Source organism: Sphingobacterium endophyticum (assembly GCF_009733535.1).
Classification (GTDB): Bacteria; Bacteroidota; Bacteroidia; order Sphingobacteriales; family Sphingobacteriaceae; genus Sphingobacterium; species Sphingobacterium endophyticum.
The window spans coordinates 417,634-442,878 of record NZ_SMMI01000003.1; the positions used below are offsets into that span (position 1 = coordinate 417,634).

General features: G+C 34.7%; 24 protein-coding genes and 1 other RNA gene. 16 read left to right on the forward strand and 9 right to left on the reverse strand.

What is annotated here, in order from left to right; genetic code table 11:
- Positions 1-26 precede the first annotated feature (26 nt).
- Entirely contained in the window at positions 27-1,109 is a 1,083-nt protein-coding gene (locus E0Y80_RS04780; protein WP_156306261.1) for a metallophosphoesterase, read from the reverse strand.
- A 146-nt stretch (positions 1,110-1,255) separates the two neighbouring features.
- Here E0Y80_RS04780 and E0Y80_RS04785 point away from each other — a divergent pair, with 146 nt between their 5' ends.
- Genes E0Y80_RS04785 through mnhG form a run of 7 tightly spaced genes read left to right on the forward strand, consistent with a single transcriptional unit; the run spans position 1,256 to position 7,007 of the window.
- Complete coding sequence (locus E0Y80_RS04785; protein WP_156306262.1) at positions 1,256-3,565, forward strand: putative monovalent cation/H+ antiporter subunit A; 2,310 nt, start codon at positions 1,256-1,258, stop codon at positions 3,563-3,565.
- Between the two features lie 3 nt (positions 3,566-3,568).
- On the forward strand, positions 3,569-3,982 hold the full coding sequence (locus tag E0Y80_RS04790) for a Na+/H+ antiporter subunit B (RefSeq protein ID WP_156306263.1): 414 nt from the start codon (positions 3,569-3,571) through the stop codon (positions 3,980-3,982).
- 3 nt (positions 3,983-3,985) lie between these two features.
- On the forward strand, positions 3,986-4,342 hold the full coding sequence (locus E0Y80_RS04795) for a Na+/H+ antiporter subunit C (RefSeq protein ID WP_156306264.1): 357 nt from the start codon (positions 3,986-3,988) through the stop codon (positions 4,340-4,342).
- Entirely contained in the window at positions 4,339-5,856 is a 1,518-nt protein-coding gene (locus tag E0Y80_RS04800; protein WP_156306265.1) for a proton-conducting transporter transmembrane domain-containing protein, read from the forward strand. Before E0Y80_RS04795 ends, E0Y80_RS04800 begins: the two co-directional genes overlap by 4 nt.
- A complete protein-coding gene (locus E0Y80_RS04805; RefSeq protein WP_156306266.1) occupies positions 5,853-6,329 on the forward strand; it encodes a Na+/H+ antiporter subunit E in 477 nt (158 codons plus the stop codon). The genes E0Y80_RS04800 and E0Y80_RS04805 overlap by 4 nt, the downstream gene beginning before the upstream one ends.
- Positions 6,326-6,598: a monovalent cation/H+ antiporter complex subunit F gene (locus E0Y80_RS04810; protein WP_099372782.1), complete on the forward strand. Its 273-nt coding sequence runs from the start codon at positions 6,326-6,328 to the stop codon at positions 6,596-6,598. Before E0Y80_RS04805 ends, E0Y80_RS04810 begins: the two co-directional genes overlap by 4 nt.
- The gene (gene mnhG, locus E0Y80_RS04815) at positions 6,591-7,007 is read left to right on the forward strand and encodes a monovalent cation/H(+) antiporter subunit G (RefSeq protein WP_156306267.1); all 417 of its coding nucleotides are present in this window, start codon (positions 6,591-6,593) and stop codon (positions 7,005-7,007) included. The genes E0Y80_RS04810 and mnhG overlap by 8 nt, the downstream gene beginning before the upstream one ends.
- Here mnhG and E0Y80_RS04820 read toward each other — a convergent pair whose 3' ends face one another.
- Positions 7,008-8,108 (reverse strand): lactonase family protein, encoded by a 1,101-nt coding sequence (locus E0Y80_RS04820; RefSeq protein WP_156306268.1) that lies wholly within the window; start codon positions 8,106-8,108, stop codon positions 7,008-7,010.
- A 139-nt stretch (positions 8,109-8,247) separates the two neighbouring features.
- On the opposite strand from E0Y80_RS04820, the gene E0Y80_RS04825 reads away from it, so the two are divergent.
- Positions 8,248-9,666, forward strand: coding sequence for a peptidylprolyl isomerase (locus E0Y80_RS04825; RefSeq protein ID WP_317163517.1), 1,419 nt, complete (start codon positions 8,248-8,250; stop codon positions 9,664-9,666).
- A gap of 73 nt (positions 9,667-9,739) precedes the next feature.
- Here the strand turns inward: E0Y80_RS04825 and E0Y80_RS04830 are convergent, their stop codons facing one another.
- The 6 genes from E0Y80_RS04830 to tgt all read right to left on the reverse strand — a co-directional run bounded on the left by E0Y80_RS04830 (position 9,740) and on the right by tgt (position 17,126).
- Positions 9,740-10,600 (reverse strand): DUF4440 domain-containing protein, encoded by an 861-nt coding sequence (locus E0Y80_RS04830; protein WP_156306269.1) that lies wholly within the window; start codon positions 10,598-10,600, stop codon positions 9,740-9,742.
- A gap of 23 nt (positions 10,601-10,623) precedes the next feature.
- Complete coding sequence (gene cysS / locus E0Y80_RS04835) at positions 10,624-12,090, reverse strand: cysteine--tRNA ligase (protein WP_156306270.1); 1,467 nt, start codon at positions 12,088-12,090, stop codon at positions 10,624-10,626.
- A 17-nt stretch (positions 12,091-12,107) separates the two neighbouring features.
- On the reverse strand, positions 12,108-13,409 hold the full coding sequence (gene der, locus E0Y80_RS04840; protein WP_156306271.1) for a ribosome biogenesis GTPase Der: 1,302 nt from the start codon (positions 13,407-13,409) through the stop codon (positions 12,108-12,110).
- 595 nt (positions 13,410-14,004) lie between these two features.
- On the reverse strand, positions 14,005-14,883 hold the full coding sequence (locus E0Y80_RS04845; RefSeq protein WP_156306272.1) for a DMT family transporter: 879 nt from the start codon (positions 14,881-14,883) through the stop codon (positions 14,005-14,007).
- Positions 14,884-14,895: 12 nt separating this feature from the next.
- Positions 14,896-15,981, reverse strand: coding sequence for an LptF/LptG family permease (locus E0Y80_RS04850; protein WP_156306273.1), 1,086 nt, complete (start codon positions 15,979-15,981; stop codon positions 14,896-14,898).
- Positions 15,982-15,995: 14 nt separating this feature from the next.
- Positions 15,996-17,126 (reverse strand): tRNA guanosine(34) transglycosylase Tgt, encoded by a 1,131-nt coding sequence (gene tgt / locus E0Y80_RS04855; RefSeq protein ID WP_156306274.1) that lies wholly within the window; start codon positions 17,124-17,126, stop codon positions 15,996-15,998.
- Positions 17,127-17,254: 128 nt separating this feature from the next.
- On the opposite strand from tgt, the gene E0Y80_RS04860 reads away from it, so the two are divergent.
- Positions 17,255-18,397, forward strand: coding sequence for a glycosyltransferase (locus E0Y80_RS04860; RefSeq protein ID WP_156306275.1), 1,143 nt, complete (start codon positions 17,255-17,257; stop codon positions 18,395-18,397).
- A gap of 20 nt (positions 18,398-18,417) precedes the next feature.
- Positions 18,418-19,053, forward strand: a complete 636-nt coding sequence (gene rsmG / locus E0Y80_RS04865) for a 16S rRNA (guanine(527)-N(7))-methyltransferase RsmG (RefSeq protein WP_156306276.1) — start codon at positions 18,418-18,420, stop codon at positions 19,051-19,053.
- Positions 19,054-19,171: 118 nt separating this feature from the next.
- Here the strand turns inward: rsmG and E0Y80_RS04870 are convergent, their stop codons facing one another.
- A complete protein-coding gene (locus tag E0Y80_RS04870) occupies positions 19,172-19,402 on the reverse strand; it encodes a hypothetical protein (RefSeq protein ID WP_156306277.1) in 231 nt (76 codons plus the stop codon).
- Positions 19,403-19,494: 92 nt separating this feature from the next.
- Here E0Y80_RS04870 and dprA point away from each other — a divergent pair, with 92 nt between their 5' ends.
- The 6 genes from dprA to E0Y80_RS04900 all read left to right on the forward strand — a co-directional run bounded on the left by dprA (position 19,495) and on the right by E0Y80_RS04900 (position 25,089).
- Positions 19,495-20,595: a DNA-processing protein DprA gene (gene dprA / locus E0Y80_RS04875; protein WP_156306278.1), complete on the forward strand. Its 1,101-nt coding sequence runs from the start codon at positions 19,495-19,497 to the stop codon at positions 20,593-20,595.
- Positions 20,596-20,609: 14 nt separating this feature from the next.
- On the forward strand, positions 20,610-22,142 hold the full coding sequence (locus E0Y80_RS04880; protein WP_156306279.1) for an MFS transporter: 1,533 nt from the start codon (positions 20,610-20,612) through the stop codon (positions 22,140-22,142).
- Between the two features lie 2 nt (positions 22,143-22,144).
- Positions 22,145-22,372: a DUF6814 family protein gene (locus E0Y80_RS04885; RefSeq protein WP_156306280.1), complete on the forward strand. Its 228-nt coding sequence runs from the start codon at positions 22,145-22,147 to the stop codon at positions 22,370-22,372.
- An 81-nt stretch (positions 22,373-22,453) separates the two neighbouring features.
- Positions 22,454-22,551, forward strand: an RNA gene (gene ffs, locus E0Y80_RS04890) — signal recognition particle sRNA small type.
- Positions 22,552-22,652: 101 nt separating this feature from the next.
- Positions 22,653-23,495, forward strand: a complete 843-nt coding sequence (gene accD, locus E0Y80_RS04895; RefSeq protein ID WP_156306281.1) for an acetyl-CoA carboxylase, carboxyltransferase subunit beta — start codon at positions 22,653-22,655, stop codon at positions 23,493-23,495.
- 193 nt (positions 23,496-23,688) lie between these two features.
- The gene (locus E0Y80_RS04900) at positions 23,689-25,089 is read left to right on the forward strand and encodes a sialate O-acetylesterase (protein WP_231595924.1); all 1,401 of its coding nucleotides are present in this window, start codon (positions 23,689-23,691) and stop codon (positions 25,087-25,089) included.
- Positions 25,090-25,245: the final 156 nt, after the last annotated feature.

The window sequence follows — 25,245 nt, forward strand, 5'->3', positions numbered from 1 at the left end:
ATATTATTCGACCTCCTTTGTTACGGTTAATCCAAACTGAATTCAAATTCTTGATTTTCCTCTCTTTTATAAGCAAGATTTTGTGTAGCTGGTGATATAGCAAATAATGGAGAGAATGTTTTAACTTTTACTGTCTTACCATCAGGCATAAACTCTAAATATCTTAACCAGCCATCTCCACCATTTCCAAACCATCCACCTCCCATGGCTTGAGCATTAAAAGTCATTTGAGTAACCGTTTTTCCTGCTGCATTCTTATCTTGTCTGAAACCTAGGTGACCTTCAAACTTATCAGGTTCTCCAATATGTCCTGAAAAAACCATCCGAATATTTTTTGATGGTTTAACTAATTTTTCAAATACTGCCGCCCCGTAATTGGCATCTTGGATCTTGTAGCCTTCAGTTTTAATGTGGTTGCTATTTTTATCTAAGTATGTATGTGTTAGCAGGATTACATCGTGATTTTCATATTTAGATTGGTCTAAAGTTTTCTTTGCCCAATCAATAACTTCATTTCTCGGAGCAAACTCCAGGACTAAAACCAATAAATTTTTTGAATGTGGTGTTCTGAATTCATATAGCGCATTCACCGTAGAGGAATTACCATTTAAGGAAGGTCCAACTTCGCGTAAAGCTTTTGCATTTAATCCATTTTGTTCTGGAGAGAAATATTTATCATATTGCGTTGAGCGATATTCTGCACTGACATGTCCATAATCATGATTCCCTGTCCCTAAAACATAAGGAACACTATTATCTAATTTTCTGAACGCTTCACTCGTATTAGTCCATTGTTGTTTACTGTTTTGATTGGATGCTGCTCCATTCGGATTTAATAAGTCATTTTGTTCTACGAGGTCACCTGTACAGAGTACAAATTGAGTGTTTAAAGAGTCAACATTTTCTCTTACCCAAGAAGTCATTAAGTTCAGAATTCCAACATTTCTATCGTATTTAACATAAGTTTGAGGGTCGGGGATTAGAATTAAGGTCCAGGAGTTATTATCTGACAATTTTGGCTTTACATATCCTTGTTGACTGAATGTTTTTGGAGAAATAAACAGTAACCCGATAATGAGGATAAGAAATTGAATAGGTTTAGATGTCATAATGTTTAATTTGTTGATTATTTAAATCTAAGAAGAAAAGGGAATTTAATCTATTTTTTTTCAGGCTTAATCTTAAAAATATTAAAGAAAAATGCCTGTTTTTTATTATTTTTAACGCAATCCCTTAATTATATATGTAAGCGCCCATGTTATTTACCATACTTTTAGGCTTGATTTCTTCGATTTTGCTTATACCATTTGGCAAACGTTTTAAATCATCTTGGAGTATTTTATTACCATTTGTACCCACCGTTTTATTTATTTATTACCTAGGATATATTCCTAAGGTGGCTTCGGGGTTGACTTATTTTCAAGAAATAAATTGGGTTCCATCCTTAGGTGTAAATTTTAATCTGAAATTAGATGGTTTATCCCTACTTTTTTGCCTATTAATTACTGGTATTGGAACTGGAATCTTCTTTTATGCACGCACATATTTGAAAGGACATCCATATTTTGACCGATTTTTTGGCTATCTATATTTATTTATGTCTGCCATGCTCGGTTTGGTGCTTTCAGACAACATTTTATTACTTTTTATATTCTGGGAGTTAACAAGTATCAGCTCATTTTTTCTCATTGGTTTCAATAATGATCAAGAAGCATCTAGAAAGAGTGCCATGACGGCTTTAACTATAACTGGTATGGGTGGTTTCTTCCTTTTAGCAGGGCTGATATTGATAGGTAATGTTGCTGGTACATTTAAAATTTCAGAATTAATAGAATACAGAGATGTCATCTTAAATCATCCACAGTATCCCCTGATATTAGGATTAATATTCTTAGGAGCATTTACTAAATCGGCCCAATTCCCTTTTCATTTTTGGTTGCCTGGTGCAATGAAGGCCCCAACCCCAGTTTCAGCCTATCTTCATTCCGCGACAATGGTTAAAGCAGGTATCTACCTCTTGGCAAGATTCTTTCCCGTTTTAAGTGGAACAGACTTATGGACCTATACATTGATGGGCATTGGAGGATTTACAATGTTATATTCAGCAATACATTCCTTATTTCGAATTGACCTGAAATCTATTCTGGCTTTTACTACCATTTCTGCATTAGGTATGTTAGTGTTTTTACTGGGTATTGGTACTAAACAAGCTGTTATTGCAGCAAGCGTTTTTATTTTGGTTCATGCCCTATATAAAGCGACTCTGTTTTTAGTGACAGGTATTGTCGATCATGAAACTGGAACAAGAGATATTACCAGATTATCAGGATTAAAAAAGGTGTTAGGTCCAGTTGCATTGGCAGCAGGATTAGCAGCCTTAAGCAGCGCTGGCCTTCCCTCTACTTTTGGCTTTATTGGTAAGGACTTAATTTATGAAGCTACTCTACATGTGGAGAGCCACTGGATATTAATTTTGACTGTTATTGCTGTCGCCACCAACATATGTTTAGTTGCTGCAGGCTTTATGGCCGGATTCAAACCATTTATTGGCTCATTACCTCAGGAATTTGAAAAACTACACTTACCTTATAAATCGATGTGGATACCTCCACTGATATTGGGTGGATTAGGCTTAATTTTCGGACTATTTCCAGGATTTATAGGCAATTACTTAAGCTACCAAACCGCCAACAGCATTTATGCAGGGGATACTGAAATGCATTTGGCAATCTGGCATGGTTTCAATACTGTATTAATCCTGAGCCTTGTAACCTTAGCTGCAGGAACATTTTTATATTTTATTAATAAACCATCTGCCGAGAAAGTTGGCTTTATTGAAAAATTCGAAAAGATATCACCGCAACAGATTTTTACAGGCTATGCAAATGATATTGTAAAATTTTCAGAACGGTTTACAAATTTCTTTCATAATGGCTATTTAAGATCCTACCATATGAAGATTATTCTGTTCGCAGAAGGATTATTGATATACAAATTATGGCAAAGTGGACCTATAAAGATTGTCTTTGACAATTTAACTCCTTTAACGATCTATGAAGTGGCCGTCGTCATTATCCTATTGGGGGCATTGCTAATTGTAGTTTCAACCCCATCAAGATTAACTTCTGTCGTTGCAATGAGTGTAATTGGCTATTGTATCTGTTTGATGTATGTATTTTACAGTGCTCCCGACTTAGCCATGACTCAATTTACCATAGACACCTTGAGTACAGTTTTATTCGTATTAGTATTATATAAATTACCAAGTTTCTTAAACTTAGCATCTGCACGTGAGAGATATCGTGATAGTATCGTAGCGTTAGGATTTGGTGCGATTCTTTCTATCATAGCACTTAAAGTTCTTTATGAACCTATTAAAACAGAAACAAGCGATTTCTATGGTGAAAACGCATATATATTAGCTAAAGGAAAAAATGTAGTTAATCTAATTTTAGCAGACTTTCGAGGGATTGACACTATGTTTGAGACTGTTGTTTTAGGAATAGCTGCATTAGGAGTATATAGTTTATTAAAATTGAGATTAAAATCATCGGAAAAGGAATAAGGTATGCGAAGTATTATTTTACAGACAGCGACAAGGTATCTATTACCTATCCTACTTTTATTTTCATTCTTTCTATTGCTTAGGGGACATTATTATCCTGGAGGGGGATTTGTAGGGGGATTAGTTGCATCTATCGCCTTCGTCCTGCATAGTTTTGCAAATGGAACTGAAGCTACTATGAAAATTTTGAAAAGAAAGCCATTATCCTTAATCCCTGTTGGCTTGGGAATATCAGCAGTAAGTGTAGTTCTACCAACATTTTTTGGTCTCCCACCTATGACTGGATTATGGTGGGAAGAAAAAGTACCAGTAATTGGAATGATTGGTTCTGCCTTATTTTTTGATTTAGGAGTCTATCTAGTTGTTATCGGGGTTGTTTTAACCATATTGTTCACCATATCCTTAACAAAAGATTAATCCATGGAATTATTATTAGTACTTGTTCTAGGATTACTATATGCTGCTGGAGTTTATCTAATCCTCCGTAGAAGCATGGTTAAGCTTTTACTTGGGATTATGTTATTAGGTAATGGAACCAATATCCTCATCTTCTTATTGGGATCAATTACAAAAGGTAAACCTCCAGTTATAGATTCCAACCATAATGTTTTTCAAGATATTTATGCAGATCCTATTCCTCAGGCATTAATCTTAACTGCTATTGTAATCAGCTTCGCTTTGACAGCCTTTGCAATCGTATTGTTAAAGCGAGTATATGCTTTAGTAGATAGCGATGATTTGGATGATTTAAACACCCCGGAAGAAGAAGATATATGATTGACAATCACATTTTAGCCCCTGTTTTTATCCATCTATTCACTGCTATAATTCAATTGATAGCATGGAGAAAAACGGTTTCTCAAAGATTCCTAAGTGTGGGTGGAACATTTATTGGATTACTAATTGCCATTCGATTATTTGCGAAAGTCTATACTGAAGGATCCCTACATATGAATGCCTCCAATTGGGAAGCGCCTTTTGGGATTGTATTTGTAGCAGATCTACTCAGTTCAACCATGGTTCTCTTAACCTCAATTGCAGGTTTTGCAGTTTCTATCTTCTCCTCGGTAGGATTGAGCAGACAACGGATGCTTTATGGATATTTTCCAATTTTCCATTTCCTCCTGATGGGATTAAATGGTGCCTTTCTAACAGGTGATATCTTTAATCTATATGTTTGGTTTGAAGTTGTTATTATCTCTTCATTTGTCCTAATGACGCTTGGAGGAAGAAAAGCTCAATTAGAAGGAGCGGTGAAGTATATGGCGATGAATATTTTAGCCTCTACTTTCTTCCTTACAGGAATTGGAATTCTTTACGGGATTACTGGATCATTAAATATGGCTGATTTAGCAATAAAAATTAGGAATTTCGACAATAAAGCACTAGTCGGTATTACGTCTATTTTCTTTATTCTGGGTTTTGGAATTAAATCAGCTGTCTTTCCACTTTATTATTGGTTACCATCTTCATATCATACACCACCTTCAGCTGTTGCCGCAACTTTTGGAGGATTATTGACAAAATTAGGAATCTACGCTATTCTAAGGGTTTTTAGCCTAATTTTTATCCCAGATGATTTTACACGAACCTTATTTATGGTTCTTGCTGTTCTAACGGTTATAACCGGAGCTTTTGGGGCGTTAATAAAAACAAACATCCGTAGAATGTTTTCATACCTAATCGTCTGCCATATTGGGTTTATGCTTGGAGGTATCGCTATGTTTACCAAATTAGCATTAATGGGTACTGTATTCTATTTAATCCATGATATTATGGTAAAAACAAATATGTTCTTGATTGCAGGCTTTATTCGTATGGTTAGTGGTACTATGGATATGCAGAAATTAGGCGGCTTATATAAGAACTATCCTTTAATATCCTTAATGATTGCTTTGGTGCTATTCTCATTGGTAGGTATTCCTCCACTGTCCGGGTTTTGGCCTAAAATATATTTATTTCAGGAAGCATTTGTAGATAAGCAGTATTTCTTTATTGCAGCTTTAATAATTGGAAGTTTGGTAACTATGTATGTCATTGCAAAAATGTGGGCAGATGTTTTTTGGAAGGACGTCCCGGAAGGAGTAGCAATCGAAGATAAATATAAAGACCTTCCTTTGTTTAAGAAGTTATTATTAGTTGTACCTATTTTATTACTTTGTTCTGTTACTTTGTATATTGGATTCAATGCGGAAAACATTATTATAGTTGTTGATCGGATTACAAACGAATTGTTGGACACTAGCCCTTACATCCGCAACGTTTTGGGCGATAAAGCTTTTGAACAATGATTAAGTTTTTTTTAATGAATCTTCTGCTATCCTTTATTTGGGTGGCACTAACAGGTTCCTTGTTCTATTCTAATTTTATTTTCGGATATCTTTTAGGGTTCGGAGTTCTATGGATTATGAATAGAAATGAGTCTGATCAACGTTATTTTTATAGGGTTCCAAAGATTATCAACTTTTTCTTCTTTTTTTTATACGAACTGATCAAAGCTAATGTTCAGGTTGCTTATGATGTAATCACACCTAAATATTTTTTTAAACCCGGAATCGTCAGATATCCTGTCAACACTACAACAGATTTTGAAATTAATATTTTGGCAACTTTTATTTCACTGACACCTGGAACTCTAATCATCGATATTAGTGATGATAAGAAAGCGATTTATATTCATGTCATGTATTTAAAGGATAAGGATCAATTTATAAAGACACTTAAAACAGGGGTTGAACGTAAATTATTGGAGATACTAAGATGAGTTTAGAAACCTATTTTGATTTTGTAATTCTACCTATATTAACTATCTCAGTTTTATTGGTGTTTATCCGATTGTTCAAAGGACCATCTGTAGTTGATAGAGTTATGGCTCTCGACTTAATCATTACCATTGGTATTGGTATTATTACCGTGTATAGTATTCGTCAAGAGCAAGAAGTATTATTAGATGTTGCCATAATCCTAGCTCTGATTGCATTTTTAGGAACAATTGCATTTTCATATTATATAGAAAAACAGAAAGATGATTAATATAATTTTAGCAATTTTGAGCACAGTGGGGGCCCTTTCTATTCTTTTTGCATCAATAGGTGTATTGAGGATGCCTGATTTTTATTTAAGGTTATCTGTTACCGTGAAGGCTTCAACCTTAGGCGTTGGCCTATTATTAATTTGTGCTGCAATTATGTTTCCAGACGATGTTTCAGTTACAACAAAATCCATCGCTATTATTTTTTTCCTTCTATTAACTGCCCCAATTGCAGCTCATATGATAGGAAAGGCAGCATATTTCATAGGAATACCTCTTTGGAAAGGTACAATTATTGACGAACTAAAAGGAATGTATAATAAAGAAACACATTGCCTAGAAAGCGACCCTAAGAAAGCAGACAAAAATGCCGAAGACAATATTGCCCATACTGATGATGCAACGGATTAATTAAAACAAAATACAAACAGGCTTTGAAACTTTGATCCTTTTCCCAGAATCTATTAGTAATCCTGTTTTCTTATTTCTATTAAATATCACGATTTCATCTGTCAGCTGATTTCCAACCAAAACAAAACGTTCGTCAGGACTAAAGTTTAAATTCCGAGGACCCTTACCTTTCGTACCACTTACCTGTAATTTCTTCAACTTAGCATCTTTAGCAACTTCAAAAACAGTAATCGTGTTTGCATCAACCCTATCTGTTGAATATAAAAATCTGCCATCTGATGAGAGCTTCAAATCTGCTGCACCACTTTTCCCTTTAAAATCAGCTTCCCTCATCGATATGGTTTGGATCGAATTCCAATCATTTCCTTCTTTTTTGAAAACCTCAATATCACCTGTTAATTCTTTAAGTGAATATAAAACATTACCCTTTTTGTTAAAAGCAATATGTCTAGGTCCTCCTCCAAGGCTACCTTTTAAAGTAGTAATTTCTTTAAACCTCAATTTGCCAGATAAATCCTTTACAACATCCAAAACATAAATTTTATCAGCGCCCAAATCGGATACATACAACAACTTGTCAAGACCTATAAAGGTCGAATGTATATGAGAGGCTTGTTGCCTATCCTTATCAACACTTTTATCCTGATAAAACTTAACATCTTCTTTTGATAGGATTTCACCGTTTTCAGCCAGCGCATATAAATTCAAAGCGCCACCAAGGTAGTTTGATACTACAGCATATTTTCCATCTTCATCAATAACCACATGACAGGGAGCAGACCCATCTGTGCCCATTTTATTAATAAACTCCAATCCATTGTTGGTAATAGTATATGATGAAATGGATTGCTTGCCATCAGTCAATTCGTTAACAGCTAATAAAAACTTATCTTTTTTAGCTAAAAATGATGGGCTTAGAGTTTCAGTCTCATTTTTTAAAATGGCATCAGCAGTTTCTGTGTTAAACTCAAATTCATATATGCCTTTGCTCCCATTTTCTGAAGTATATGTTCCTACATAAAGTGGAATTTTATTAGTTTGTCCTACTAAAAATGTGACATTCATGGAAAGAATCAGAATAAAAATAATGCGTGTGATCATCTGTTAAATATGGTTAAATAGCGTTAAGTTTACAGCTGTTTAAGTATTTTAGCCCGAATTACTTAGTTTAAGCTAGTTATTAATTCAATTATTACTATATAAAAGTAGAAAAAAGGCATAATATTTAATAATTTTGCCATTGGACTTTAGAATCAGAGTGACGATAGACAGCATGAAAAACTTTTCAAGTTTACTTATAATAATCTTATTAGCTTGTACATTCCAAGCTAAATCTCAAGAAAAATTAATTGATCGAGTTGTTGCAACTGTAGGTTCAGGAATTATCCTGCAATCTGACGTTGACATGCAATACTCTCAATACCTAGCCAACGGCGGAACACCAACGGAAGATTTTAAATGCACCGCATTACAACAGCTCATAATGACTAAATTGCTCTCTCAACAAGCAGCATTAGACTCTATTGAAGTTTCAGAATCTGAAATTGATGACCAACTTAACGCACGTATGCGCGAAATGACACGCCGAGCTGGAGGTAAAGAAAGGTTAGAAGGATTTTTGAAACGTTCATTGTTACAATACAAAGAGGAAATGAGACCTGTCTTGTCTGAACAAATGAAAGCCGAAAAATTCCAAAACACCATTATTAGTAAAGTAACTGTAACTCCCCAAGAAGTAAAAAAATATTTCGAAGGATTGAACCAAGATAGCTTACCTGCATTCAATACTGAAGTTGAAATTGGTGAAATTGTAGTCTATCCAGAATTAACAAAAGAAGAAAAGAATGTCTTTAGAACTAAGGCCGAAGGATTCCGTCAACAAGTCGTGGATGGAACTGACTTTGGAACAGTTGCACGTTTTTATTCTGAAGACCCTGGATCAGCAAATCAAGGTGGAGAGTACGATTTCGCTCCTCGGGAAAATTATGTAAAGGAATTCTCGGCAATGGCATTTAAATTAAAACCAGGCGAGTTATCTCCCGTTTTCGAAACGGAATATGGATTTCACTTTTTACAAGTATTAGAACGTCGTGGTGAAGAAGTAAAGGTTAGACACGTGTTAGTAACTTCAAAACCTACACAAGCCAGCTTAGACCGTGTTAAAGGCAAAATTGACTCAATCTATGATAAAGTGCAATCTGGAAAATTACCTTTCAGTACTGCCGCTACATTGCTTTCAGACAACAAAGAAACTAAGTTTAATGGAGGTATGGTCATTAATCCACAATCTTCTTCGAGATCAACTTTAATTCCTGTTGATTTATTAGAAAAAGAAGTTTTTATCGCTATTGATTCGCTTGAAGCTGGACAGGTTTCTAAACCTTATCAATTTCAAGACCCTAGATCTGGAAAGTCTGGCTATAAGTTCACTTATTTAAAAACCCGCATCCCTCCACATAAAGCTAGTCTAGAACAAGACTTCGCAAAAATTCAAGAAGCAGCTCAAGAGGATAAAACTAGGAGAAGCTTAAGTGAGTGGTTCGAGAAGAAGACCAAGAATACATTTGTACACATAAATAGCGAATTTGCTACTTGTGATGAATTACAGATGTGGATTACAAATGATACAAATAATTTAGCTTCCTCAAAAGAGGACTAAAAATCTATTATAAAAGAAAACCCCGCCTAAAATTTATAGGCGGGGTTTTCTTTTATTTGAATTTTTATTATGATTATCTTTCGAACATCATTTCTAAAATTACCTTCCACTGAAAATCATTTGATAATTGCCAGATTCTGATATAACTAAACTTAACAACTTTATCTTTTAGACCTACAGTTGCTGTTCCAGAAGTATAAGCAAATTCACCGCTGTATGCTCTACCAACATCATTTGGATCAGTATCAATTTCTAGACGCTCCTTCTTAATAAAAGCAAGGACATTATCACGACCTTCAATTTCATTTTGCCAAGGAAAATAAAAGCGCGCATCATCCGCTAGAAACTCACTGTACCCGGTTTTGGTATCTGCTTTTAATATTGTTGAAAATAATTCATCAGTCTGCATAACAACTTCTTCTCGTTGTTCTAACCTTTTAACAGAACGATGTTTTAGATAATTCTTTTCATCCGGCTCATAATACTCTAATGGATTAGCCTTCTTCTTCCCATAATTCTCCACTTCAGCACGCAAATGAGCTCTCCAATTACCTTTTCGATCTCTATGCCAAACCGTTAAATATTGACCAAATCGTTTAATGGATCCCATTTTCTGAAATTCTATTGGCCCTGAGGTTACTCCCCAATCTAAGCTTCTAGATACAAGCGCAAAATTGGGATTCCAAGACAGCCGATCCGGAAGATTAGGTCGGTTATCTAAATAATTTGCTGCGTTTACAGGTGAGGGGACTAAAAATGTAGTTTCCTTATCAATGATGTATTTTAATCCAGTATATGGACTTTCATTTTTAGAAAGGTTAGCAGCTGTTCTATCAACCGAAAGAAGCCCACCTACCTTCTCAGGAAGTTGGGCAAAACTCGAAAAAGAAATTAGCGTTGCGGCTAATAGAGTTATGCCTTTATTATAAATCATTTTTGTAATTTTTACCTTACTACTCAAATCTTATTCCAAAGTGTACCATCCTTATTATCTTTAAGTTGGATACCTACAGAATTTAATTGTTCCCGGATACGGTCTGAGGTTACAAAGTCCTTATTTTTCTTTGCCTCATTACGAAGATTAATGATAATCTGCATCAATTCATCCATGTTATCAGCATCTCCAATTTGGTCATCCTTGAGGCCAAGAACGTCGAAAACGAATGATTGTAAATATGATTTCAGATCTTCTAAATCCTCAGCAGAGATAGTTAATTTCCCGTCATAGATCGAATTGATTATCCGTACAGCTTCAAACAATTCAGCAATCAACACCGGACTATTGAAATCATCATCCATTGCAGCATAGCTCCTTCTTTTGATTTCCGATAAATCACCGAAGTTTGATTTTGAAGAAGGTACAATCTTGTCAAGCAAACCTATTGCTGCCATTAATCTTTTATATCCTTTATCAGCAGCTTCTAAAGCATCATTAGAAAAATCTAATGTACTTCTATAGTGGGCTTGAAGCATAAAGAACCTTACAGACATAGGTGAATAGCCTCTGTTTAGTAATGGGTGATTTCCAGTAAAAAGCTCTCCTGGAAGAAAACCATTTCCCGCAGATTTCGACATTCTAGTTCCATTGACTGTAAGCATATTGGTATGCATCCAATATTTTGCAGGTGTAGTATGATTACAAGCTTCAGACTGTGCAATCTCATTGGTATGGTGAGTTGCCGCTAAATCCATTCCTCCACCATGGATATCGAATTGGTCACCTAAATATTTTCTACTCATAGCAGAACATTCAATATGCCAGCCTGGAAAACCTACACCCCATGGAGAAGGCCAACGCATGATGTGCTCAGGTTTAGCTTTAATCCATAAAGCGAAATCTAAACGACCCCTTTTCTCATCTTGCCCACCAAGCTCACGCGTATTGTTCAAAAGGTCTTCTAAATTTCTATTGGTAAGAATAGTATAGTTATATTCCTTTACGTATTTCTCCACATCAAAATAAACCGTTCCATTAACTTCATACGCGAATCCATTTTTAATGATTTCCTGGATCATTTCTATTTGTTCAGAGATATGACCAGTAGCTGTGGGTTCTATACTTGGAGGAATGGTATTAAATAGACGCAGAACATCATGGAACCCTATGGTATATTTTTGTACAATTTCCATAGGTTCCAATTTTTCTAATTTTGCTTTTTTTGCAAATTTATCATCTCCTTCATCATTATCTCCTTCAAGGTGCCCTGCATCAGTAATATTACGAACATAACGAACTTTATATCCTAAATGCAATAAATACCTGAAGATCAAATCAAAAGAAACAAATGTTCTACAATTACCAAGGTGTACATCACTATAAACCGTTGGCCCGCAGACATACATGCCGACTAAATTCGGATGAAGGGGTACAAACTTTTCTTTTTTACGAGTTAGTGTATTATATAATACTAAATTATGCTCCATACGATTGCTGAAACTAATTATTTTTGTCTAAAAAATACTTGAATAGGGACACCTGAAAAATCGAAATTCTCACGTAATTTATTTTCAATAAATCTCTTATAAGGATCTTTGATATATTGAGGAAGATTACAGAAAAATGCAAACATTGGTGATCTTCCAGGTAATTGCGTTACATATTTTATCTTGATGTATTTACCTTTTGTAGCTGGCGGAGGATAATTTTCAATGATTTCCAACATTACATCATTAAGTTTCGACGTTGGAATTTTCTTCGTTTTGTTACTATAAACTTCCATTGCTGTTTCAATAGCCTTGAAAATACGCTGCTTTTCAGTTACCGAGGTAAAGATGATAGGGACATCAGTAAATGGAGCAATTTTATTCTTAATAGATTGTTCAAATTCTTTTGCAGTCTTATGGTCCTTTTCTACTGTATCCCATTTGTTGACTAATATCACAATACCTTTTTTATTCTTTTCAGCAAGGTGGAATATATTAATGTCTTGAGCCTCTATTCCATCCTTAGCATCAATCATTAATATTACAACATCAGAATCTTCTAATGCCTTGATTGTACGCATAACTGAATAAAACTCAATATCTTCATTTACTCTAGACTTTCTACGCAATCCTGCAGTATCAACCAATAGGAACTCATGACCAAATTGATTATAATGAATACGGATTGAATCTCTTGTAGTCCCAGCAATTGGAGTTACAATATTTCTTTCTTTACCAAGAAGAGCATTTGTAAGGGAGGATTTACCAACATTAGGGCGACCAACAATCGTGAATTTAGGAAGTTCAGACTCCTCCTCTTCTTCAATTTCAAAAGTGGATACTACCGCATCTAAAAGCTCACCAGTACCCGATCCGGTCATGGACGAAATATTATAAACTTCACCTAATCCGAATGAATAAAATTCAGCAGAGTCATGCTGTTGTTTAGCACTGTCAACTTTATTCGCAACCACATAAACTGGTTTTTTACTTCTTCTTAAAAAATTGGCAATTTCATCATCTAAATCTGTAATTCCTGTCGTTGCATCAACAACAAATAAAATTGCAGATGCCTCTTCAATCGCAATTAAAACTTGATCGCGGATTGCTGCTTCAAAAACATCATCTGACCCATGGACAAATCCTCCAGTGTCTATTACAGTGAATTTCTTTCCGATCCATTCTGCTTGACCATAATGTCTATCACGAGTAACACCGCTAAAGTCATCAACAATAGCTTTTCTACTCTCTGTCAAACGGTTATATAAAGTGGATTTACCAACATTTGGTCTTCCAACAATTGCTACGATATTTGCCATATTTCTTTTTGTTCGTTACCTCACGGCAACGTTTTCAAGTTTCTTGTAAAGGTACAAAGTTACGGATAAATCGTACATCTTGGGCGAGAAATGATAAATTGAATGCGATAAACCTAAAATAAAATAGGCCAGCCCTTATAAGGTTGGCCTAAAATTAGTTTTGAAAATTAACAGTTAGAAATTTTATTTAGAATCTAAATCAATTAACAAAAAAGTTAATCGAATTAAATTATAATATTCATAAAGACTTTTGACTTCGTCTAATAATTGTGAAAGATAGAAAATATATTCCTAAAACTTAAATAATTCCCGCCTGAATTTTTAACCAATTATGAATCTACATGATTATGATTAATTAAATTCTTAAATATTGTTGATAATTAAGAAATTTATATAACTTAAAGATGTAAAACACTTGTGACATCAAACGATTAAAGAAATAAAATAAGTGAAAAGAGAAAATTTACGTTGTAAAAATTTTCTCGCTAAAATATCCTATATATCTATAATATTTTTTAATAAGACAAATTTAGTTTGAAAAGACCCTTTTTTGAATAAAAGCTTTGGAAGATATCTAAGATTGCTCCTCTACAAATTAAATTTTGATCTTGGTTTTAAGATAGGGATAAATAAATACAGCGCTCAAAATGATAATTGCTCCAAAATAGAACCCAGTGCTCATCGCTTCTTTTTGCCCAAATATTAATAAAGCCAAAATAATCCCATAAACAGGCTCCATATTGGTTGTAAGTGCTACTGTAAAGGCGGAAAGTTCCTTCATAACTGCAACTCCCAAAACATAGGCAATTGCTGTACAGACTACTCCTAATAACAACAAATACAATAAATCTGATTGACTTAATATCATTTGATTATCAAAATCCCCTGTAAAAAGCATAACGACAGAAACTCCTAACCACGCACCTATCATTTCATATAAAGTAATAGTCGTTGGGCTGCCTTTTTTTACCATTCTGGCATTTAATATGGAAAATATACTAGCACAGATTGCACAAGATAAACCAAAAACTATTCCCCAAAAGTATTTGAATTCAAATTTGAAGATCAGATAAATACCAAAAATTATAACTAGACCAACAATGACATCTGCAATTGATATTCTTTTCCTGTTAATTAATGGCTCTAATATAGCAGTGAATAAGGTTACAGAAGATAATGTAACCAGAGTGACTGAAACCGTTGAAACCTTAATCGCATGGAAAAACAATACCCAGTGCAATCCTACTATCATACCTACTGCGAGATATTGAAGAATTTGATCTTTTGGGACCAAAAGCGATTTCTTCTTAATCAGATAATAAATTATTAGGGTTAATGCAGCAATCAATACCCGATACCATACAAGATGTAAAGCAGAAACACTTATAAGTTCTCCTAATACACCTGTAAAACCCCAAATTAATACAGTGAAGTGCAATATTAATATATTGCGATTGATGGTCAATTTTGGCATGGTTGGTAAATATTACTTAGGTGCTTTTTTAAGTAAATAGAAACTTAATATCAGGAAGATCACATTTGGAATTAACACTGAAATTAGTGGATCCAATCCCCCTTTGATGGAAAACATACTTGAAAATCTTTCAAGAACGATATAAATACAACTTAAGCCAATACCCAATCCTAAACTTAATCCTATCCCGCCCCTAACTTTTTTGGAAGATAGAGACACCCCAATTAAGGTTAAAATAAAAGCAGAAAAAGGATTAATGATACGTTTGTATTTTTCAAGTAGCAATTCGTTCATCATTCCTGTACCTCGAACCTCTTCTTTACTGATACGCTCATTTAATTCTTTTTGGTCCATCGTGGTAAAAACGTTTTCATAGGACTCAAAATCTTGAGGTCTCATGTCAAGTGTAGTATCTCTTTTTTCTCCACTTAGCATTTTCTCCTTAAACCCATTGATTTCTCTATTCGTAAAAGTATGTAAACTCCATTTACTTGCAACTGAATCCCAAGTAACGCGTTCAGCCATTAATTTTTCTATCATTTTGTCCCCATCAAACTTCTCAAGGCTGAAGTTATATCCAACTTTGGATTTTGTATCGAAAGAACCCATATACACATAGGTATTGGAATCTACTTGCATATGAATTGAAGATGAAGTTGTACTGACTTTATTAGGTTTTACATAAACATTTTCAAAGTTTACCTTATATTTATTAGTATAAGGAATAACATATATATTGGAAATAAGCGTCATGGCAAAAATAAGCCCAGCACAAATCATATAAGGACGCAACAGTCTATTGAAGCTCATTCCGCCACTGAGAATCGGAACAATCTCCGTTTGATCAGCCATCTTAGAGGTAAAGAATATGACTGCAATAAAATTAAAAAGTGGAGTAAGCATATTTATAAAAAATGGCAAACTTCCTAAAGCATAATATTGAAAAAATACCTGCGTCATGGTAGCCCCATATTTATTGAAATCATCGATCTTCTCAGATATATCAAAAATCACAATCACCACACAGAAGATGGCAACCGTGAAGACAAAAGTAGACAAGTACTTTTTCATGATATATCGATCGATAATCTTTAGCATAAACTCTTAATCAATTAAAGTCTTTGATCTAAAATTTTAACCATTTTATTCTTCCAATCATAAAACGAACCATCTATAATTCTCTCTCTGGCCTGTTTCATTAACCAAAGATAAAAATGTAAATTATGTAATGATGCGATTTGGGCTCCTAATATTTCTTGGGATTTAATTAAATGCCTTAAATAAGCTTTTGTATGTATTTGGTCCACTAACAAATCTGACTCAGCTTCAATAGGACTAAAATCATCTTTCCACTTTTCATTCTTTATGTTGATGATTCCATTTTGTGTAAAGAGCATCCCATTTCTGGCATTCCTTGTAGGCATCACACAATCAAACATATCTATACCCAAAGCGATGTTTTCCAAAAGGTTCACAGGTGTCCCAACCCCCATTAAATATCTTGGCTTCTCATGCGGTAGGATATTGGTTACTACTTCTGTCATTGCATACATTTCTTCTGCAGGTTCTCCAACCGACAACCCTCCAATTGCATTACCTTCTCTATTGAAAGATGCAATAGTTTCTGCCGATTTTTCACGAAGATCTTTGTAGACTGACCCTTGGACAATTGGAAATAAAGTTTGATCATAACCATATAATGGTTCTGTACTATCAAACCGGTCACAACAACGTTTTAACCAACGATGTGTCATGTCAAGCGATCTTCTAGCATATTTATAATCACATGGATATGGAGTACACTCGTCAAATGCCATTATGATATCAGCCCCAATAATACGTTGCGTATCCATCACATTTTCTGGGGTAAATAAATGCTTCGACCCATCAATATGAGATCTAAACGTTACACCTTCCTCTTTGATTTTACGAACCTCAGTCAAAGAATAAACTTGGTAACCCCCAGAATCAGTCAATATTGGACCATCCCAGTTGATAAACTTATGTAATCCACCGGCTTTATTTAGTACATCAAGACCCGGCCTTAAATATAGATGGTAAGTATTCCCTAAAATAATTTGGGCTTGAATATCATTAACAAGTTCATGCTGATGCACTGCCTTAACTGTTCCAGCAGTTCCAACAGGCATAAAAATTGGAGTTTGGATTTTCCCATGTGCTGTTTCAATCTCTCCTGCTCTTGCTCTTGAAAATTTATCTAATGCTTGAAGCGTAAAATTCATAGTGTTCCTTAATCGACCGCAAAAATACTATAAAAATCTTTGCTATTGACAAATCCTTAACTTAATTCGCATTTCTTAACAATTAACAAACTTTTTAAGGTATAACCTGTATCTTTGACCCTACTTCTATGGGCAATCAATTCGAAATAAACTTCCAAATATCACATCTTCCTTATGTGATTTTACTGCTTTTGCTATTCATTCAGCTTTACTTTATCCTTGTGGTTTATGGAAAACTAGCTTTTTATAAGGTCAAATCATATAAAGAAAAACCTGATGCAAAACCAGTATCTATCATAATTTGCGCTCATAATGAACAAGAAAATCTAAAAATTTACCTCCCTGAAATATTAGAACAAGACTACCCCAATTTTGAAGTTATTGTGGTAAATGATTGTTCATTTGATGATACGAAATGGGTATTACAAGATTTTGCCACTCAGTATTCCAATCTTAAAATTGTTGAAATCAAAGAACACATCCAATTAAAGCATAGCAAGAAATTTGCCCTAACCATGGGAATCAAAGCCGCTCAAAATTCTTATCTATTAATGACAGACGCAGATTGTCAACCAGCCAGCAAATGTTGGCTTTCAGAAATGGCTGGAACTTTTCAGCCTAATAAAGAAATTGTACTTGGTTACTCCCCATATTTTAAATTTCCTGGTTTTTTAAACCGCCTTATTCGCTTTGAAACTACTCATACTGCAATGAGCTACCTTTCTTATGCTTTAAAAGGTGATGCATATATGGGTGTGGGAAGGAATCTAGCCTATACTAAGGATCTTTTTTTTACAGCAAAAGGATTTACAGAGCACATGCACATTAAGTCAGGAGATGATGACCTGTTCGTCAACGCGAATGCAAACAAAAAAAACGTTGAAATCAATATTCATCCTGATTCCATGGTTTACTCAGACCCTAAACAAACTTGGAAAAGTTATTACAAACAGAAAGCAAGACATTCTGGAGCATCAACCTTATATAAGGGAAGACATCAAAGAATGCTTGGAATACAACTCATCTCAGCGGTGTTATTTTATTTAACCCTGATTCCCGCAATACTAATTTCTCCAAGTTTCTGGTATATTGCATTAAGTTGTTATCTAATAAGGTTAATTTGCCAAATCTTTATCTTTCGTCCTATATACAGAAAACTTCAGGTAAGTGATATACTTGTTTGGCTACCTATTTTAGATCTATATTATTATTTTTATATCTGTTTCAATGGTTTATTCAATAGATCAAAAAAACAGGTATCCTGGAAGTAAAATTTTATAAACATTAAGCAGTGAATCCTACAGTCGACATTATTTACAACTATTTCCCTAAACTTAGTGAAACTCAAAAAGAGCAGTTTGCTAAACTGGAAGAACTATATCCTTTATGGAACGATCAAATCAATGTAATCTCTAGAAAGGATATTGAAAGCCTTTACTTGAAACATGTGTTACATTCCTTAGCTATAGGAAAATTCGTTGGAGAATTCACTCCTAATACCAGAATTTTGGATGTTGGCACTGGCGGAGGATTTCCAGGAATCCCCTTAGCAATTTTATTCCCAGAAGTAAAATTCCATCTAGTCGACTCAATTGGAAAGAAAATTAAGGTTGTTCGTGAGGTAGCTGATGGATTAGGTTTGAAAAATATTGAAGCAGACCACATTCGAGCAGAACAATTGGATTACAAATATGATTTTGTAGTTTCTCGCGCTGTTACTAGATTAGGTGATTTTATTCCTTGGGTTAGAAATAAAATCGAGAAAAAAGATAAGAATGGAATCCCTAATGGAATACTGTATTTAAAAGGGGGCGACTTGAAAGAAGAAATAAAAGAGGCTCGTGTAAAAGCCGAGCTCCATCCAATTTCTCATTATTTTAAAGAAGATTTCTTTGACACCAAATACGTCATGTATATCCCCATTTAACCAAAAAAATGAGCGGGATTGATGATGAAAAATCATCAATCCCGCTCAATCACTTAATATTTTCAATATCCCCAACTTGAAAACCAATTGATTTTATCAAATTTAGTGAGGATAGTTATTATTGGATATTCTTCAATATCTCAGCCCCAATCAAATTAATTTCCTCATCCATCCCAAACATTGGTAAACCCGTTTCAGGATTTAATTTTAACCAAGAAGTATCCGTATCCTTAATAATCTGAACATATTCTTTCCCGTCTTTAAATATTGTATAGGTATCCTTTTCGTCAGGGAATACTGAATAGTTAATATCTCCGATTTCAACATCAAAAGGCTCTTGCATTTCCATAGTAATTCTTTTAAACAAAGGTAACATTTTATAAATAATGGATATTGCATAAAGCTAGTCGATTCCTTATCTTTAATGCTAAGCTAACCAAAATGAATGCAATAGAAAAGATCGCCTTGACCAAAATAAAGGGAATAGGTCCTAAAACAAGTCGACAATTATTGGCTTATTTTGGGAGCTTAGAAGAAATTTTTAATTGTTCCAAGAAACAATTATCTCAAATCCCCGGAATTCACAAAACCTCCATAGAACAACTGATTTCAAAAAGTTATTTGGATGAAGCCGAGCAGGAATATAAATATATAGACAAACATAAAATAGATGTCCTTTGGTTTGAAGATCCTGATTACCCATCTCGTTTAAGGCATTGCGAGGATGCCCCTTTAGTACTTTACAAAAAAGGATCTTGCAATCTAAACAACACTAAAATAGTGAGTATTGTCGGAACGCGAAACGCCACTTCATATGGCAAAAGACTCACAGAAGAATTAATTCAACAATTAAAAGATTTAAATGTCCTAGTCGTCAGTGGTCTCGCTTATGGAATTGATATTTATGCCCATAAAGCTTCTTTGCAGGAAAAATTAGAAACCACGGCGGTGCTAGCGCATGGATTAGATAGAATCTATCCTTTTGACCACCATGATATTGCAAATGACATTGTTAAGAATGGTTGTTTATTAACTGAATATCCTTCTGGTACTGTTCCAGATAAAACCAACTTCCCTATGCGAAATAGAATTGTTGCTGGACTATCAGACGTAACGATCGTAGTTGAAGCAGCCCATAAAGGCGGCGCATTAATAACTGCGGAAATAGCTAATAGCTATAATCGGGATGTCTGTGCCTTTCCAGGTTCTGTCGATTTATATTATTCAGCTGGATGTAATGAACTCATAAGAACTAATAAAGCACATTTGATTCGCCATGCCAAGGATTTGCTAACGCTTATGCAGTGGGAATTCAGTTCCAATGAAAACCTAAAAAATCAAATACAATTACCTCTAATTTTTGATCTCTCCAATGAAGAACAAAAAGTTTTTGACTATCTTAAAGATACCAATGAAGCCGGAATTGATGAAATTGCAGCATATTGTAATTGGCCACAAAGTAAATTAGCAATCACTCTTCTAGAAATGGAAATGAATGGAATTATTCATTCTCTTCCTGGAAAAATATATAAACTAACTTAAGCCTAACTAATTTTATGCAAGAAAATGTAAACAAAAAGGGAATTTGGAAAGTCATTGGCGCTTCTTCTTTAGGAACCCTTATTGAATGGTATGACTTCTTTATTTTTGGAAGTCTATCCATTGTCATCTCAACTAAATTCTTTCCCTCTGACAATCCAACCGCAGCTTTTTTGTCAACTTTGGCAACATTCGCGGCGGGATTTGTTGTAAGACCTTTTGGAGCTCTATTTTTTGGCAGACTTGGAGATCTAATTGGCAGAAAATATACGTTCATGGTCACACTCATGTTAATGGGTGGTGCAACCTTTCTGATTGGTTGTATACCTAGTTACGAAAGTATTGGCTTCTTTGCTCCATTAATTGTTTTAATATTAAGATTACTTCAGGGTCTAGCATTAGGAGGTGAATATGGTGGTGCTGCCACCTATGTTGCCGAACATGCCCCTAATGGTGAAAGAGGATATTGGACTTCCTGGATTCAAACCACTGCTACATTTGGCTTGTTTATCTCTTTAGTCGTTATATTATTAACAAAATTCTTTTTAACTGAAGCACAATTCGATAACTGGGGTTGGCGTGTGCCATTTTTGCTATCCATCCTCATGGTTTATGTTTCCTATTTAATTAGGAAAAATATGGATGAGTCTCCTGAATTTAAAAAGGCAAAAGCTGAAGGCAAAACTTCCACAAACCCATTAAAAGAAAGTTTTGGGAACAAATACAATTTGAAATTTGTCCTGTTAGCTCTTTTTGGCGCGGCTATGGGACAAGGTGTTGTTTGGTATACCGGTCAATTCTATTCGATGAGTTTTATGAAAACTGTCATGTTATTGGACTCCGATCAAGCTGATATGATCTTGGGAATTGCATTGTTATTCGGTACACCATTTTTTGTTGTTTTTGGGCGATTATCCGACAAAGTAGGACGAAAATGGGTGATGTTATCAGGAATGCTCTTGGCTGTGTTAACCTATAGACCGATTTACCAAGCAATGTTTAACCTTAGCGAACAAAGTAATAAGCAGGAAATAGTAGAGAAAAGAACTGAAACATTAACTCCCGCAACCATTGACGATGAAAGGGAAATAAAGACAATTACAAAATATTATACAGATGGTTCTTATAGCAAGGAAGAGCATATCAAACAGAAACAGATTATCGACCAAAATCATTCGGAAGAATTTAAAATGACCGTAAAAACCAATATGTTTTTATCTGGAAGCAACTATTTTGCATTAATTGCTTTGATTTTCATACAAATCATATATATCACTCTTGTATATGGCCCGATAGCTGCATTCTTGGTTGAAATCTTTCCAGTAAAAATTCGATATACCTCCATGTCATTACCTTATCACATTGGAAATGGCATTTTTGGAGGTTTGCTACCTGCAGTTTCTACATACCTCGCCACGAATGCTAAAACAGCAATGGATCCAACTTATTATTTAGAGGGATTATGGTACCCAATCATTATTTCAGCTGTCTGTTTTGTAATTGGGGCATTATATATCAATAAAAACATGGTTGCAAAAGATTTAAATTAGACATGGAGAACATTAAAAAAATATTGGGAATCCTTTGGATTGCACTAGCATTACTTACGGCATATTTTTGCATCGCACAATTTGGTTTACCAAAAATTGTATCTGGGAAACAAGAGGATGTAGTTTTTGGTATAATTATTCTTTTCATCCTTACTCCTATCATATCAGTTGGCTTGGGAGTATTTGGATATTTTGCTTTAACTGGTGAATATCATAAGGACAAAATGTAATTTACAGATTGAATCTCAGCTGTATACGCCAAAAATGCAATTTTCTTTTCCGAAAGATTAAAATTTTGTTAATTTTGCCGTGGGTAAGTCCTCTACGACCAGCTCCCATTGACTCCCCCAGGTTGGGAACAAAGCAAGGGTATTTGGTTGAGCGGTGCGATAGAGGGAGCTTACCCATTTTTTATTCGCCTAAATTCCCTCTAAATTTCCTTCATTTCGTTTTCTAAATACACATATTAGATATTTTTCGTTTATTTGTAAACCGAATTAACATGAGTCTATGAGTTGGTTTAAAAGAAACAAAGCAGGTATACATACTGCTACTGAAAATAAAAAAGAGGCACCTGATGGCATGTGGAATAAATGTCCTAATTGTAAGAAACCTCTTTTAAATGTTGAACAGGTTGAAAACAAGTATGTTTGTCATTACTGCGATTATCATATTCGTATAGGATCTGTTGCTTATTTCTCCATTTTATTTGACAACAACGAATTCACAGAGTTATTTCCAAACTTAAAAGCTGGCGATCCCCTTAATTTTGTTGATACCAAACCTTACAAAGAGAGATTATTAGACAGCCAAGCTAAAACAGGGTTAAATGATGCATTAAGATCTGCTGTAGGCAAAGTAGATGGTCAGGAACTTGTTATAGCCTGCATGGATTTCTCTTTTATTGGAGGTTCAATGGGATCAGTGGTAGGTGAAAAAATCGCTAGATCAATTGACTATTGTATTGAGCATAAACTTCCATTTATGTTAATTTCAAAATCAGGTGGTGCCCGGATGATGGAAGCAGCATTCTCACTGATGCAAATGGCTAAAACCTCTGCTAAATTAGCTCTATTAGCTGAAGCTAAATTACCTTATATCTGTTTACTTACTGATCCAACCACAGGTGGTGTTACCGCATCATATGCTATGTTAGGTGATATTAACATTGCTGAACCTGGTGCATTAATCGGGTTTGCAGGACCTCGAGTTATTAAAGAAACGATTAAAAAAGATCTACCTAAAGGCTTCCAAACTTCTGAGTTCGTTTTGGAACATGGATTTTTAGATTTCATTGTAGACAGAAGACAATTGAAAGAAAAAGTAGCTACATTTCTTAAAATGGTTAAATAAGCTATCATCTAAAATATTTAAAGCGCATAGTAATATCTTACTATGCGCTTTTTTATTAATAATTTCTTTTATTTCTTCAATAGATTAATTTTTTTATAAAAAAACAGAATTACCCATATTTTCTGAGTTTCGTTGGAGTGATATTGTTTCTTTTTTATTAAATTTATATATCAAGAAACCTAAACTTATTTCGATGAACATAAAGAAACTTATCTTTCTAACATTCCTAGCCATCCTTGGCTTTAACTTACAAGGTTTTTCCCAGCTGAGAGTGCCAAATTTCTTTTCAGACCATATGGTCCTTCAACGTGGAACTACCATAAATTTTTGGGGATGGGCACCTGCAAGTAGCAATATTAAAATTGTTGGCACTTGGTTTCAAGACACGGTATCAGCAAAAACAAATGGAAACGGGGAGTGGATGGCAAATTTACCTCAGGGTAAAGCAGGAGGTCCATATGAACTAAAAATCATGGCAAATCAAGAAACTATTACTCTTTCTGATATCCTTTTAGGGGATGTGATCTTATGCTCTGGCCAATCGAATATGGAATGGGGAGCAAATCAAAATCTTAAAGAAATTATTGATGAAATGCCAAATGCAAATAACCCTAATATTCGCCTGTTACATGTTAGTCATGTGGGATCAGCTAATCCACAAAATAACATCCCAAATACTTGGGCAAAACTAAGCGCTGAATCTTTGCAACCTTTTTCCGCAATCGGTTATTTTATTGCCAAAGAATTGAACAGCAATGAAAATGTGCCCATTGGTGTAATCAATTCGAGTTGGGGTGGTACACCTGCTGAAGTATGGACTCCAAGTTATTTGATTAATAACGACCCTTTCCTACTAAAAAGGGCAAATCTTCAAGGCGTGAACGACTGGAGACCTAACAGCCCAGGCGTATTATGGAATGCCATGGTCCATCCATTTGCCGGATACAACTTAACAGCAGCTTATTGGTACCAAGGGGAAAGTAATGTTGGAACCTGGGACGGATACGATAAACTCATACAAACAATGATCAATTCTTGGCGTGCTGCATGGAACCAAGATTTTCCATTTTATTTTGTTCAAATTGCACCATTTCAATATAACAATAAGGAACCTTTAGCCGCATTTTTGAGAGAACAACAAACATTAACAGCAACAAATCTCCCAAAAACAGGGATGGTCGTCGTATCAGACCTTGTAGACAATATCAAGGACATTCATCCAATTCAGAAAAAAGAAGTAGCTAAACGATTGGCAGACATTACTCTTGCAGAAGTTTACAATGCTCCCTTAAAGGATTATAAATCTCCTATATACAAATCCCAAGAGATTAAAGGCAATACCATAGAAATCAGTTTTCATAATTTAGACGGTAAATTAACCTCAAAGGGAGATATTACCGATTTGTATATTGCAAGTGACGACAAGAATTTTAAACCCGCTAAAGGAACTATTAAAGGCAATAAGCTAATAGTGCAATCTTCCGAGGTGAAGAGTCCTGTTGCAGTAAGATTTGGTTTTACGGAAGTAGCTATGCCAAATTTATTTAATAGCAATGGACTCCCAGTTTCACCATTTAGGACAGACAATTGGTAACAAAAAAGGGATGAGAAACTAAACTCATCCCTTTTTTCTTGTTACATATTTTAATACCGAAAAAAGTGGTCTTGTACGCAAATAATCTAGATTATGTTCATTTGAATAAGCTTCTCGTTCAAATGAGATATTTAAGTACGCCCTAGTAAAATTCCT